We start from the raw sequence: 13,923 nt of genomic DNA, 5'->3' as shown, positions 1-13,923 counted from the left end.
TGGATGAAAATTGTGATCGCACCAGATTCATTTAAAGAAAGTTTATCTGCTTATGAGACAGCATGTGCCATCGAACGAGGATTTCGCTCTATTTTGCCATATGCAGAATATATGAAAATCCCAATGGCAGATGGAGGAGAAGGCACAGTTCAATCGTTAGTGGATGCGACAGGCGGAACCATTGTGCAGCAAGTGGTCACAGGCCCGCTTGGCAAACCTGTAGATGCCTTTTTTGGTATGTTGGGAGATGGGCAGACAGCTGTCATAGAGATGGCAGCAGCATCAGGATTACATCTTGTCCCGCCAGAAAAACGGAACCCCTTATTCACGACGTCTAGAGGGACAGGAGAATTAATGCTTGCAGCGCTGGATAAAGGAGCGAAGCATTTAATCATTGGGCTTGGCGGAAGCGCAACAAATGATGGTGGCGTTGGCATGATGCAAGGTTTAGGTGCTTCTTTTCTCGATAAAGCAGGCCAAGACCTCACGCCGGGCGGTGGATCACTGAATCAATTAGCTTCTATTGATCTATCTCGACTGGATCCAAGATTGCGATCCGTCCGTCTGGAAGTGGCGTGTGATGTGGACAATCCTTTAACGGGTGAAAGAGGAGCGTCTGCTGTGTTCGGTCCTCAAAAGGGAGCAGATGCAGAAATGGTTCAACTGTTGGACAAGAATTTATCTCATTTTGCACAAGTGGCTAAGCAGCATCTTCATGTCTCCTTTGGTGATGCAGCAGGTGCAGGAGCGGCAGGAGGACTGGGCGCGAGTTTATTAGGATTTTTACAGGCTGATCTGCAAAAGGGAATCGATATTGTACTGAAAGCCGTCCATTTTGCTGACGTACTAAAGGACGCTGACCTAGTCATTACAGGGGAAGGCCGGATTGATCAGCAGACCATTTACGGCAAAACGCCGATCGGTGTAGCCAAAGCTGCGAAACAATATGGACTCCCTGTCATTGGCATCGCTGGGTCCCTCTCAAAAGACAGTGCAGTCGTACATGATCATGGCATTGATGCACTTTTTAGTATTGTTCCTGGCGTCACGACTCTGGCTGAAGCCATGCATGATGCTAGTGTGCATGTAGAGAGAACAGCAAGGAATATTGCGGCCGTCATGACATTTGGAAGAGATAAGTAAATGATGAAAAATGTTTCCTTTTCTATCACATTTCTTTCTATAGAAATGTGGTAAAATGGTTCTAAATGAAAAAGAAAGTTGGAGGAAACACAAATGTCTAATCTACCGAATTGTCCATCGTGCAGTTCAACCTATACATACGAGGATGGCAGCATGCTTATTTGTCCAGAGTGTGCGCATGAATGGTCGCTAGAACAAGAACAAGCGGCAGAGGAACAGCTTGTTGTCAAAGATGCGAATGGAAATCTATTAAGTGATGGTGACACGGTCACAGTGATTAAAGATTTAAAAGTCAAAGGTTCTTCTTCGGTTTTAAAAATAGGAACGAAGGTCAAAGGGATTCGTTTAGTCGAAGGTGATCATAATATTGATTGTAAAATTCCTAGCTTTGGCGCGATGAAGTTAAAATCGGAGTTTGTGAAGAAAGTATAATATATGAAAAGAGGCTGTCGATCATCAGCCTCTTTTTTATTTCGATATTTATAGGTGAAAGGTATAATCTTAAACATCATTTCATACATATGTACCTATTGAAAATCATTCTTTTTTTAAAAAAATCAAGCCTCTTTTCTTATAAAAATTCACGCTTTTCTTAACTCTACCTTAAAAAAGGCAGATGATTCTCTAAATTTTGCCTAATCCCCTTCACAACTTTTGGGCATTGCTGTACCATATGGAAGTGTTCTTCTATTTTTGACGGATCATGGTGTTTATCAGGAAATAGATGATAGATGATACTTAGACAAAGAAGGAGAGGTAACGTGACGAACGTTTTAGAACTGCAAAATGTATCTAGGCATATTCGCGGGAAAAAGATTGTTCAAGACTTGAGTTTCTCTGTTCAAGCGGGCGAAGTCTTTGGCTTCTTAGGGCCGAATGGCGCAGGAAAAACGACAACCATTCGCATGATGGTCGGTCTTTCTCCCATTACATCCGGTGACATTCTGATTAATGGTCATAGTATTCAAACCTCATATCAGCATGCCATCCAAGATGTCGGTGCAATTATTGAAAATCCAGAAATGTATAATCATTTAACGGCAAGGCAAAACCTTGTTCATTTTGCCAGAATGAATGGAAAAGTGGATGAGGGTCGAATTGATGAACTGCTAGAACTAGTTAGTTTGCAGCATGTGAAACATAAGCGTGTCCGTACGTTTTCATTAGGAATGAAGCAGCGTTTGGGGATTGCTCAGGCATTGATACATAAACCGAAACTGCTAATCTTAGATGAGCCGACCAATGGACTAGATCCAGAGGGAATTCGTATGATACGAGATTACTTGAGAAGGCTGGCAAAGGAAGAAGGGCTTGCTGTCATTGTTTCAAGTCACCTCATGTCAGAAATGGAATTGATGTGTGATCGTTTTGCTATTATCCAAAAAGGAAAGCTGATTGCGATTGAGGATCAGCGTGCAGAGACGAAGCAGGATGATTTGGTCAATTATCGAATGAAAGTAGCATCAAGTGAGCTTGAAGAAGCTCAAAAGCTCATTGAAGCATTTGAGGAAGGCATCACAGTTAGAGAAGAGGAGCAGTACTTATTCTTCTCCATCCTAGAAGAGAAAATGCCACAATTGATTCGTCATTTGAGTGAAGCTTCTATTCATTTGTACGAAATCAAAATAGAAAAACAAACCTTAGAAGATAAGTTCTTAAGCTTAACAGGTAAAAAGGAGGCAGACGTATGATTCGCCTCATTCAAAACGAGTGGATGAAAATCAGTTATCGTGTGGGTACTTGGATTATGGTTGGGCTTCTTGTTTTAGGTATGATTGCGACGTTGATTTTTGCTGTTAAGACAAATGACGGAGATCAAGCATCCGGTGATTGGAAAACTGAGTTGCAAGAAATCAATAAAGCAAATAAGCAAGAATTGAAAGAGGATAATATAGGATTTTATAAGAGATCCCTTGAAACCGATATAGCGATTAATGAGTATCGAATCAAACATGATTTACCTCCAGCCGATCAATTCGGTAAAAATGCATGGACTTATGTGAAAACAAATGCTAATTTGCTTCAGCTGGTCGGTGTATTTGTGATTATTATTGCAGCCACAATTGTCTCGGCTGAATATAAGCATGGTACAATTAAATTATTACTGATTCGTCCGCCATCCAGGTTGAAGGTTCTTTTGTCTAAATACTTTACCGTCCAACTATATTCACTTTTCCTGATCGCTGTCCTATTTATCTTATCCTTTATCTTAGGCGCGATATTCTTTGGACTAAACAATGATTATGTGTATTTGGCTTATCAAAATGGTGAAGTCATTGAACGGTCTCAGTTTGCAAATATGGTCTCTTATTATTTGGCGCATTGTGCTATGTTTGTTGTATTAGGGACACTTTCTTTTGCCATCTCAACGGTGTTTAGAAGTGAGGCCATTTCCATAGCGATTAGTGTATTAGCCTATGTTGTCGGAGCATCCATCACAAGCATTTTGATGTTCTTCTTTGATTGGGCGAAATACTTATTGTTTGCCAACGATCCTGTACAGTATTTCGCAGAAACACCTACTTATATCGAAGGCATGTCCCTAGGTTTCTCACTAACGGTCCTAGTCATTTATTGGGCCATCTTCTTGGCGGTTGCTTTAATCGTCTTCCAAAAGCGAGAAGTAAAAACAGGTTAATTTAACTTTTTAGGAGGTTTCTATCAATGATTAAGCGTAAAGGTGAAAAAATTATGGGGATTATCAGTATTGTCCTCAACGTAATTGGTGTTGGTTTTGGGGCATTGATGCTCTCTGTGGACCCAGCATTTTATGAAGAAATGAATGAAATTTTACAAGAGGAAGGCAGCGCCTTGCCAGTTGAAACACTTGAAGCTTCGGTTCATGCCTTTGGCGTTCAGTTTATGGTTGTTTCCGCAATTGCGGCTGTCTTAGCCCTTGTTGGTGTGATTGTCTTGAAAACAGACCGCCGTGCCGTGCTTTCTGGTATTCTTTTCTTGGTTTCAGCTGTGACTCTTTTAATTGGAACTGTTGGTCTTGCTTTCGTTCCGATGATCTTGTTGCTAATCGTTGGATTGATGTCACTGATTAGAAAACCGAAAACAGACATTCACACGAGTGAATATCCTTCATAATTCAATGAAAAAGACATGCGCTGGTTTGCGCATGTCTTTCTTTTTATATGATGCCAATCAGTTTGGCGATGATGAGTAAAACGATACTGAACCCCCACATCCAAAAGAAGGAGTAGCGGATATGTTTCCCCATATCGACCCCTGCAAGACCGATGGCAAGCCATACAGCAGGTGCAAGGGGGCTGACAAAGGTGCCGATGATATTTCCAATCATCATGGCGTATGCCGCAGATGTTCCTGACACACCAACCTCTGATGTAATCGATTCGACAATCGGCAAGAGTGCATAATAATAGGCATCTGTACTTGTCAGCATATCAAGAGGAACCCCAAATATCCCCACAATGATATGTAAAAATGGCAGTAAGAAAGCTGGCAAAATGTGAATACTGTCCACTGCAATCGCCTTTAGCATGCCCGTTCCTTCAAGAATTCCTAAAAAAGAACCTGCGGAGAAAATTACAGCTGCCATCATTAGTGCACTTGGGGCATGTGCCTTTATTCGCTCCATTTGTAAATTCACATTTGGAAAGTTAATCAGAAGTGCTAGTGAAAGACCAATCATAAACATATAGCTAGCAGGAATCACGTTAAGCACAAGAAGGACAACAACAGCTAAAAATAGAATGAGGTTGACCCACATTAAGTGATAACGCTTTAAAGACGCATCGCCTGTTTCGCTGATCGATTGAATGGCACGATCCCAATCGGCGCCTTCTAATTGGACAGCGGCTACTTCATTTGCGGCGATTTTCACCCGAATTCGTTTTTCTTCTCTTTTTCCTAAAATGAATGCCATTCCTAATACGAGCACGACCCCGATCAGCTGAATGGGAATAAGCGGTACCCACAGTTCAGATGGGTCCATATTTAGAACACTTGCTGCCCGTCCTGTGGGGCCAGCCCATGGAATCATATTGGTTAATCCAGCACTTGTCCCGATTAACAAAAGCAATAAATAAGGACTCATATGTAATTTTTTATAAAGCGGAAGCAGTGCAGGTACAGTTAATAAAAAGGTGGTAGCTCCTGCTCCGTCTAAGTGTGCGATGACCCCAATCAAGGCAGTTCCCATCGCAACTGTGACAACATTTCCTTTTGTCAGCTTGATTAATGCTTTAATTACAGGTTCAAAGAACCCTGTATCTTGTAAAATGCCAAAAAATAAAATGGCGAAGATAAACATGGTCGCCACTGGCAATACTTTGATAATCCCTTGTTCAAAGAAAGTTTGAATGTCATTGATACCAAATCCCGCGATGAGCGCCCCTATTAAAGGCACCATGACCATGGCGACAATTGGACTCGCTTTCCCCCAAATCAGCAAAACAACAATCGTTAAAATAATCAACAATCCAACAAACGTTAACATAAGCCCCTCCCCCTACAATAAACCGTTTACATTTGTTTGTTTTTATACCAATGCAGTCCCACATCTGCATTGAAAAAAAGAGTATCAAAAATATGAGTATTAGGCAACCGCTTTCATACCTATACAATGGTAAAAAAGGATGGTGAATCCAATCGTGGCGCGGTGTTCAATATGTCAAAAAATTTAGATAAAAAATAATGATTCTATTGGTAATCTACTACCGGAAGAGATTTTATAGGTATTTAGATTCACTTAAAAGTAAAAAGCGCCCTTTGGATGGACGCTTCTTTCACGCTATTTTTTCAAAATAACGTATTCGTAAGGATTCAGTTGTAACTGTTGAGATGTATGCTGTCCAGTCAGCATATTTTCATAGCTTTCCGCTGAATCTAGTGAAATGTTCTGTTGCTGTTCTGTAAAATTCATCATAAACACAAAGTCCTGCGATCCATCTGTTCGTTTCTGGACGCTGACGCCCTCTGGAATCGAAGAGGTTAGGATCGGTTGTATACCTATTCCTGTGATAAGGTCTTCGTAAAAATCATCATAAAACGCCTGCTCATTTTCAGAAGCCATATAGTATGCTTTCCCTTTGCCAAATGGACGGACAGTAAGGGCGGGCTGTCCTTCATAGCAGCCATTCTCAAAATGCCCTAACACAGAGGCTGATTCTGGGTGAATGGATTCGCAATATTGGCCGACATGATAAGTGCGTCCATTTCCTGTGGTCATTAAGACGTGTTCATCTGGCATCAATGTGTTGATCTCTTCCGCCCAAATACCAAGTACATGACGGAGAGGACCGGGGAAACCACCGAGGAAACAGAGGTCGTTTTCATCGACCATGCCGCTCCAGTACGTTGCTACAAAAATGCCGCCCTCTTTGACAAATGCTTCGATCTTTTCTGCCACGCCTGGTTTGATCATGTAGAGCATTGGCCCCACAAGCACTCGATAGGATGAGAAATCCTTTTCCATCCCGACAATATCAATAGGGATGCCCTTTTTCCAGAAACTGCGATAGTGAGTTTGGCAAGCCTCTACATAGCGTTTGTTGGTATTATTTAAGCCTTGCGCATCATCAATTGCCCAATGGTTTTCCCAATCATATATGATGGCGACTTCTGGTTGAACGGATGTACCTGCAATCGGCTGAAGCTGCTCCAGCTGTTTTCCTAAATCAGCGACTTCTTGAAACACACGCGTGTGTTCATGTCCTGAATGATCCACAACGGCTCCATGGAATTTTTCAGAGGCGCCTCGGCCTTGTCTCCACTGGAAATAAAGGACGGAGTCGGACCCGTGGGCAATCGCCTGCATGGCAGAGAGGTGTGCCATTCCTTTATGCTTCACCTTATTCACTTCATGCCAGTTCACGAGGCTTGGTGTGCTTTCCATCACAAGAAACGGCTGACCGCCCTTTAATGAACGATACAAATCATGAACGAAGGCGACGTTTGACGCTAATTCTGCAGTGGATTCTCTGCCGCTATGCCATGCTGGATAGCTATCCCATGAGATCACGTCGACTTCTTTTGCAAATTGATGATAATCCAGTCCAAGGAATGGACGCATATGCGGATAGTCGCCCATAAAATTGGTGGTTACTGGCACATGAGGTGTTAATTCTCTCAGCGGTTCAATCTCATTTTGATAAAAATTGATCGTTTGTGCTGTGACAAAACGCTTCCAGTCTAGGTTCATGCCATGAATCATGTGCTCCCCGTGCGGTGCAGGTGACTCGATTTGCGACCAATCGGTAAAGGTGTGGCTCCAAAATCCCGTCCACCATGCTTGATTCAAAGCTTCAAGGTCATGGTTGTATTTGTCTTTCAAATAGTCTCTAAATGCTTCTTGGCAAAGATCACAATGACATTCGCCGCCGTATTCATTTGAAATGTGCCACATGATCAGCGCTGGATGGTCCTTGTAGCGTTCAGCAAGCAAACGATTGAGTGTATTCGTTTTTTCTCGATAAACCGGTGAGGTGAAGCAATGATTATGGCGAAGTCCGTGTAAGTTGCGCTGGCGGTTTGCTTCAACGCGTAAGACTTCTGGATATGTTTGCGAGAGCCAAGCAGGTCTTGCTCCGCTTGGCGTGGCGAGAATGGCGTGAGCTCCCTGCGCTGCCAAGCGATCCATGATATCATCCAGCCAGGCAAAATCATATTCCCCTTCTTTTGGCTCGAGCTTGCTCCAAGCGAAAATGTTGATGGAGAATGTTTGACAGTGTGCAAGCTTCATTAATCGAAAATCTTCGTCAATGATCTCCGGCATATGAAGCCATTGATCAGGATTATAGTCGCCACCATGCAAAAAGCCTTTCACATTTGGGTGGACGAGTGGGTAACGCTTTCCCATTTTGTCACGTCCTATCTGTTTAATTACGGTGTCATTTGTTTAAATACATCAAGAGAAGGCAGGGCTTTTCCGTTGAAATCAAACATGGCCTGATTTTCCCAAGCATTCCCGACTGTGCCGGTTGTTTGAATATAAGCGAGCCCGTATTGACTAGACCACGGCGCACCTTTTGCTGGAATCCAAAGCGGCTCCCAATAAAAGAACCCTTTCCCACGATTGTTTTTCACTTGTGAAATTTTTTCTGATAGATCTCGTATAAAAGATGCCTGCCCTTGTGGTGATGCTGGATAACCGGCCGTATTGACTGAATCTTGGTTAAATGAGTTATCGAGGTTATCACCATTTGCTGTTGTAAAGCCGTAGGCGGTTTCTACCACGATGACATCTTTGTTATAGCGGGCGCTAATATCATTCATGTTGTTAGTAAGACCGCTAAATCCCCCGTCCCAATACGGGTAGTAAGATAAACCGATCGTATCGAACGAAACGCCTCGTTTGGTGATTTCATCAAACCACCAGCGAGATGCACCATTGTCCCCTCCATGTGCAAGATGAAGCATGACTTTGATGTTTGAATCGACAGAGCGGACAGCATTTGTTCCCGCTTTTAGCAAAGCAGCGAGTCGGTCAAATTCACCGCCGTCTTCACCCCAGCTCTTTCCGTTCGGCCAAAGCATACCTGAATTTAATTCATTCCCGACCTGTACCATATTTGGTAGGGCATTTTGTGCTTTCATCGCTTTAAGTACATCGCTTGTGTAAGTGCCAACAGCTTTTTCTAAATCGCTTTGGGAGAGATTGGTCCAAGCTTTCGGTTTGAACTGTTTACCGGGATCGGTCCAGAAATCACTGTAGTGAAAATCAAGCAGCACTTTCATGTTTTGTGCTTTTGCACGTTTCGAGAGAGCAATGGCGGTATTTAAATCGTTTGTCCCCCCGTTATAGGCACGGCCTTGGTTGTCGTATGGATGGTTCCAGAGTCTGATGCGCACATAGTTGACACCTTTCTCTTTTAATAGCTTGAGCGGATCAACCTGCTGCCAGTTTTGGTTGTAGTATTTGCCGCCGCTTCGCTCCACTTCTGCGAGCATGGAGATATCGGCTCCTTTGATGAAATCACCTTGCAATCCATTGATCGGTTTCACCGAAATCGTATCAGCCTTTGCTTCAGGCAGAATACCTAACCCCATCAGAAAGAAAACGACAACAGTGACAAGCAACCATTTCTTCATCAAATCTCCCCTTATCCTTTTGTCCCGCCTTGTGTGAGGCCGGATACAAATTGTTTTTGTAAAACAAGAAACAATAAAGCAACTGGAATCGCAATGAGTAAAGCCCCTGCTGCAAAGGTCGTGTAGCTAGCACCCATTTTGTCTGATACAAGATTGTATAGACCGATTGGGAGCGTATACATTTCGGGTGAGCGGACAATGACACTGGAGATAATGAAATCACCGAGCGGTCCTGTAAATGAGTTGATGGCAACAACGGCTAAAATCGGCTTGGCAAGTGGCATAATAATTTGGATGAAAATCCGGAAATGCCCTGCGCCATCCATTCTGGCTGATTCATCGAGATCCTTTGGAATCGCATCAAGATAGCCTTTCATTAAATACGTATTCATCGGAATTTGTCCGCCTGCATAAATCAAAATCAATGCGAGGTGGCTGTTAATGAGTCCAAGCATTTGAGCCAATACAAATATGGCAATCAGCGCTGAAAATTGAGGAATCATTTGCAGCAGCAAAAATAGCATCAGTCCATTCTTGCGTCCTTTGAATCGGAACCTAGAAAAGGCATAGCCTGTAAAGCTGACAAGGATCAACGTTAAGAGCATAGTTGCAATACTGATTTTCATTGAGTTCCAATACCATTTTGCATAAAGTGCTCCCTGACCGAAGAAGAGTTCTGTAAAGTGGCTGAACGTTGGATTCTTCGGAAACATGCTTGTGCTCATCAGGCTGTTCCCAGGATTAAAGGAAGCGCCGATCGTCCAAAGGAGTGGATATAGAATACAAACGGAGGCAATGAAAAGGATGAAATAGGTGATACTCAGGCGAATGAGCTTATTTTGTTTTGATCCCATATCACATCATGTCCTCCTCTTTGAATGAATTCGTTCTCTTAAACTGCCAAAGTGCAATGGCAATGACGAAGATTGATAGTAAGATCGTAACAGCGGCAGCGAGTGCATATTGAGAAGACTGCATCGTCAGTTTGTAAATCCAAGACACCAAGATGTCTGTGCCCCCAGCAGTTGAGCCAGCCACAGGCGGTCCTCCGCCATTAAATAAGTAGATGATATTAAAGTTGTTAAAGTTAAACGTATATTGCGTGATTAATATAGGTGCAATTGAATAGAGGACAAGCGGTAATGTGATGGAACGGAATTTCTGAAAGAAATTTGCCCCATCAATGGTTGCAGCCTCGTATAAATCTTCAGGAATGGCCTGCAAAACGCCAGTTGTCATAATGAACACAAAAGGAAAACCAAGCCAAGTCTGCATCGCAATAAGAGCGATTTTGCTCCAAAATGGATCTGTCAGCCATGGTTTTGGATCAATTCCAATCGATGCAAAAAGGGTATTGTTGATCGCACCAAACGTGTCATTAAACAATCCAGCAAACACCAAAATGGTCACAAATCCTGGAACAGCCCACGGCAGAATCAAAATCGTTCTGAAAAACCGTTTTCCTTTTAAATCTTTTTGATTGAGCAGAACCGCTAGGAAAATGCCGACAGCACATTGAAGGGTCGATGCAGCCAACGTCCATACGACCGTCCAGCCTAGTACATCAATGAATGTGTCTCTCCAAATATCGATTGAAAAGATATTTTGAAAGTTTTTGATGCCTACCCAATCGATGAGATTGGCAGGAGGCGAGTGGTATAAATCATAGTTTGTAAAGGCCAGCGCAAAGCTGAACATAATAGGAAAGACAACAGAGAATAGAAGTAAAAAGAAAGCAGGAGTGCTCATTAAGTAAGGAAAGCCTTGATCAATGAGCTGATGGTATTGAGCACGGATGGAATGAAGCGGAACCCCTTGATCACGTTTCTTTCCGTTCATAAATGCATCTCGTATCATGAGTACATAAAAACCGATGCCAAATCCAGCTGTTAAAAGTGCAATAATTCCTTTTGCTAAAAGGAAAACAGAGTTGTCACGAGGCAGCATCGTACCAAGTGTGAACAGCCCCCAGAAGCCAATATTGAATAAATCATAAAACACTACTAGAAAAGAAACGCCAAACAGGAAAAAGAGTGCCCCTTTGCCATACTGTTTGTTGTATATTTGCCCCATCCCGGGTATAAGAGAGAACATTAGCGCCCGTCTCCGGTGTGTCTTTGATTCCACTATGTGTGTGCGGTCTAGTTCAAGGTTACCCGTCACGTCTAACACCTACTTCATATGAAATTAGATCAAGTGCAGGCAGCATGATAGATGAACAGCTACCTGCGCTTGATGTTTATTTGGAGTGATTCGCTTTAATTTGCGAGTCGATTTGTTTAACCGCATCATCAAATGCCTTTTTCACATCGGTACGGCCAGTCGCAATCAGCCCTAATGCGCTGTCAATCGGTTTCCACACCTCTGCCATCTCTGGATTGTTCGGTGTCAGCGTGGCATATTTCGTTTGCTTTGAAACAGCATCCGCATTTGCGTTTTCAGTAATGACTGGGTCTTTCATCAGCTTTTTCACTGGTGGAATTTCCTCTGTGACTTCAAAGCGCTTTTTCGAATTTTTTTCGTTCGTGATAAACTCAACAAATTTCTCGGCAAGTTCTTTATTTTTAGAATAAGAGGAGACGTTGTAGCTCTTTACACCTAAGAACGAGCTCATATGTTTTCCGTTAGGGAGTGTTGGCAGTTCCGTCACGCCATAGTCGATACCCCCTTCTTTATAAGGACCAAATGACCATGGACCAGAAATCACAGCCGCTGCCTTTTTCTCAGTGAATAAGGAATTGAGGACATTGATTCCTTGCTCACCAATGATGCCTTTCGGGAAAAGACCTTCGCTAAAGAATGTCTGAATGTATTTTCCGCCTTCGATGGCACCATCGTTATTAAGACCAATATCATTGACGTCATAAGACCCATCGTTTTTCTGTTTGAAAATATAGCCGCCTGAACCGCCTAATACACTTTGTGCGTAATAAATTTCATCCCACTTCGCAACAAAACCGTATTTCCCGTCCTTTGTCAGCTTTTTCGAAAGGTCATACCAGCCATCGAGTGTCGTTGGTGCCTTTTTCACAAGGTCTTTGTTATAGAAAAGCACAGTGGTTTCAACGGATTTTGGCAGGCCATACAGCTTACCATCTACCGTTTGTGATTGAATCGATTCGTCTGTGAAGGAATTGATTACTTTTTGATCTGGTTTGATTTCTTGTAACAATCCCTCTGTGACAGCTGATCCAATTTGGTCGTGAGGCATGGTGATGACATCTGGACCAGTGCCGGCTGCGCCATCAAGACGAAGCGCTTCAATTTGGTCGGCATATGCTTTTTCGACTACTTTGACTTTCACGTCGTTTTGTTTTTCAAATTCTTTGACAGCGTCTTGAATCCCATCAGACTTTTTGACATCCTCCCACACTAGCAAGGTCTTTGTACCTGTAGATGCCGGCTGTGTACCGCTTGAATTGTCATCTCCTGGTCCGCATGCTGACAGCAGAAGCACAGCAGTACCAACGACTGCCGATAATGTCGCCCATTTTCCCTTTTTCATTCGTAATCCCCTCTCGTTCTTTTTTCACAGATGATAAGAAAACGCTTTCTTAATGTGAGAATATCAACTTGAGTAAAAAAAGTAAACACATTTTATTAAATTTATTAAGTAAAAATTTTTACTGAAATAAAGAGAAAAGAAGCCCACCATATACGGCAGGCCTTCCAGCTGTTTATATCGTGCTTTTCCGAAAGACAGGTTCTGAGGCAATCAGCACGGTTTTTGGTAATGTTCTGCCATCAACAAGTCTTTCTAAAAGTAAATCGACAGCTGTTTCGCAAAGTAAAGAGGTATGGATGTGATAAGTTGTGAGCGGTGGTGACACATATTGAGAGACGTGAATATCGTTGATACTAAAGACACTCACTCGATTTGGTAAAGAAAAACCGCGTTCATTTAATGCTTGTAAACAGCCTATCGCAAGAGGATCACTTGCGACACAAAAAGCGGTTGGCAGGTGATCGCCGAGCTCGTCGATCGCCTTCATCATCAATGAATAGCCTTCATCTACAGAGAAGTGGTGACCGATATAGACCAATTGTTCATCCAGTTTGTTGTGTGCTGTCATGTACTGGCGGAAGGTCGTTTCACGAATATCTGGAATACGTCTATTTGTATTGAGATCAAGATCTGTCCCGCCAATAAATCCGATGGATGTGTGCTGTTTTTCGATAAAAGAATCAATAATCTTTTCTACAATTCGTTTCAGGTTTGGTTTCACAGAATCAAAGCGGTCTTCATCTGGTGATGTATCAATAAAGACGATGTGTTTTGTGATCGCATATAATTGATCCAGCTCAGTTTTTTTAAATCGACCGATGGCGATGATGCCTTCTGTAGAAGGATCAATCGATTGAAGACCATCAGACGGGTTGTAAGCGGTAACATTTAAGCTTCTGGTATTGGTGAGTTCCTCAATGCCTAGACGAATGGATTTAAAATAAATATCTTCAAGCTCTTCTTTTTCGGTCATCCAATAGAGAAAGGCAATTTTTTTTAGTGAATGTTTGAATGTCTTTTTTTGATAGGACAAAGCTTCTGCTGCCGCGTATACTCTCTCACGTGTTTGATCCGTAACCGATAGGTTGGGATCTTGATTCAATACGCGAGACACGGTGGCGATGGATAATCCGGCTTTTTCCGCAATGTCCTTTATTTTAGCTGCCAAGTCAGCACCTCCTATAGAAAATATCTCCTTTCAGTATAGAGTCTTTAAA

Annotated in this window: 12 protein-coding genes; 5 read left to right on the top strand and 7 right to left on the bottom strand. The window is 42.6% G+C overall.

What is annotated here, in order from left to right; translation table 11 throughout:
• Positions 1-3: 3 nt before the first annotated feature.
• The 5 genes from ACRRMM_RS18425 (at position 4) to ACRRMM_RS18405 (ending at position 4,236) form a co-directional block, all read left to right on the top strand.
• On the top strand, positions 4-1,143 hold the full coding sequence (locus ACRRMM_RS18425; RefSeq protein WP_428828698.1) for a glycerate kinase: 1,140 nt from the start codon (positions 4-6) through the stop codon (positions 1,141-1,143).
• Between the two features lie 93 nt (positions 1,144-1,236).
• Positions 1,237-1,575 carry a zinc ribbon domain-containing protein YjdM gene (locus ACRRMM_RS18420; protein ID WP_017359922.1) on the top strand — a complete coding sequence of 113 codons (339 nt, stop codon included), beginning with the start codon at positions 1,237-1,239 and terminating at the stop codon, positions 1,573-1,575.
• A gap of 329 nt (positions 1,576-1,904) precedes the next feature.
• Positions 1,905-2,834, top strand: a complete 930-nt coding sequence (locus tag ACRRMM_RS18415) for an ABC transporter ATP-binding protein (protein ID WP_008347360.1) — start codon at positions 1,905-1,907, stop codon at positions 2,832-2,834.
• Positions 2,831-3,781, top strand: coding sequence for an ABC transporter permease subunit (locus ACRRMM_RS18410; protein ID WP_428828697.1), 951 nt, complete (start codon positions 2,831-2,833; stop codon positions 3,779-3,781). Before ACRRMM_RS18415 ends, ACRRMM_RS18410 begins: the two co-directional genes overlap by 4 nt.
• Positions 3,782-3,807: 26 nt before the next feature.
• Positions 3,808-4,236, top strand: coding sequence for a DUF4064 domain-containing protein (locus tag ACRRMM_RS18405; protein ID WP_007497283.1), 429 nt, complete (start codon positions 3,808-3,810; stop codon positions 4,234-4,236).
• Positions 4,237-4,279: 43 nt separating this feature from the next.
• Here the strand turns inward: ACRRMM_RS18405 and ACRRMM_RS18400 are convergent, their stop codons facing one another.
• From ACRRMM_RS18400 to ACRRMM_RS18370, 7 genes are all read right to left on the bottom strand, one after another.
• Positions 4,280-5,608, bottom strand: coding sequence for a CitMHS family transporter (locus tag ACRRMM_RS18400; protein WP_035390026.1), 1,329 nt, complete (start codon positions 5,606-5,608; stop codon positions 4,280-4,282).
• 294 nt (positions 5,609-5,902) lie between these two features.
• Positions 5,903-7,969, bottom strand: coding sequence for a beta-galactosidase (locus ACRRMM_RS18395; RefSeq protein WP_428828696.1), 2,067 nt, complete (start codon positions 7,967-7,969; stop codon positions 5,903-5,905).
• 23 nt (positions 7,970-7,992) lie between these two features.
• Positions 7,993-9,201: a glycoside hydrolase family 53 protein gene (locus tag ACRRMM_RS18390; RefSeq protein WP_099496969.1), complete on the bottom strand. Its 1,209-nt coding sequence runs from the start codon at positions 9,199-9,201 to the stop codon at positions 7,993-7,995.
• Positions 9,202-9,212: 11 nt separating this feature from the next.
• Positions 9,213-10,055, bottom strand: coding sequence for a sugar ABC transporter permease (locus ACRRMM_RS18385; RefSeq protein ID WP_007497274.1), 843 nt, complete (start codon positions 10,053-10,055; stop codon positions 9,213-9,215).
• Position 10,056: 1 nt separating this feature from the next.
• Complete coding sequence (locus ACRRMM_RS18380; protein WP_007497272.1) at positions 10,057-11,295, bottom strand: carbohydrate ABC transporter permease; 1,239 nt, start codon at positions 11,293-11,295, stop codon at positions 10,057-10,059.
• 145 nt (positions 11,296-11,440) lie between these two features.
• On the bottom strand, positions 11,441-12,706 hold the full coding sequence (locus tag ACRRMM_RS18375) for an extracellular solute-binding protein (RefSeq protein WP_428828695.1): 1,266 nt from the start codon (positions 12,704-12,706) through the stop codon (positions 11,441-11,443).
• A gap of 172 nt (positions 12,707-12,878) precedes the next feature.
• The gene (locus ACRRMM_RS18370) at positions 12,879-13,874 is read right to left on the bottom strand and encodes a LacI family DNA-binding transcriptional regulator (protein WP_024720441.1); all 996 of its coding nucleotides are present in this window, start codon (positions 13,872-13,874) and stop codon (positions 12,879-12,881) included.
• Between the last annotated feature and the right edge of the window lie 49 nt (positions 13,875-13,923).

Source organism: Bacillus sp. XT-4 (assembly GCF_050864245.1).
Lineage (GTDB): Bacteria > Bacillota > Bacilli > Bacillales > Bacillaceae > Bacillus > Bacillus altitudinis.
The sequence above is the reverse complement of the archived record's forward strand: the minus strand, read 5'-3'. Positions and strand labels throughout refer to the sequence as shown.

Excerpts from the sequence above, each read along its gene's own strand:
- ACRRMM_RS18410 (WP_428828697.1), top strand. The coding sequence starts at position 2,831 with ATGATTCGCCTCATTCAAAACGAGTGGATGAAAATCAGTTATCGTGTG.
- ACRRMM_RS18385 (WP_007497274.1), bottom strand. The coding sequence starts at position 10,055 with ATGGGATCAAAACAAAATAAGCTCATTCGCCTGAGTATCACCTATTTC.
- ACRRMM_RS18380 (WP_007497272.1), bottom strand. The coding sequence starts at position 11,295 with ATGTTCTCTCTTATACCCGGGATGGGGCAAATATACAACAAACAGTAT.
- ACRRMM_RS18425 (WP_428828698.1), top strand. The coding sequence starts at position 4 with ATGAAAATTGTGATCGCACCAGATTCATTTAAAGAAAGTTTATCTGCT.
- ACRRMM_RS18400 (WP_035390026.1), bottom strand. The coding sequence starts at position 5,608 with ATGTTAACGTTTGTTGGATTGTTGATTATTTTAACGATTGTTGTTTTG.
- ACRRMM_RS18420 (WP_017359922.1), top strand. The coding sequence starts at position 1,237 with ATGTCTAATCTACCGAATTGTCCATCGTGCAGTTCAACCTATACATAC.
- ACRRMM_RS18395 (WP_428828696.1), bottom strand. The coding sequence starts at position 7,969 with ATGGGAAAGCGTTACCCACTCGTCCACCCAAATGTGAAAGGCTTTTTG.
- ACRRMM_RS18375 (WP_428828695.1), bottom strand. The coding sequence starts at position 12,706 with ATGAAAAAGGGAAAATGGGCGACATTATCGGCAGTCGTTGGTACTGCT.
- ACRRMM_RS18390 (WP_099496969.1), bottom strand. The coding sequence starts at position 9,201 with ATGAAGAAATGGTTGCTTGTCACTGTTGTCGTTTTCTTTCTGATGGGG.
- ACRRMM_RS18405 (WP_007497283.1), top strand. The coding sequence starts at position 3,808 with ATGATTAAGCGTAAAGGTGAAAAAATTATGGGGATTATCAGTATTGTC.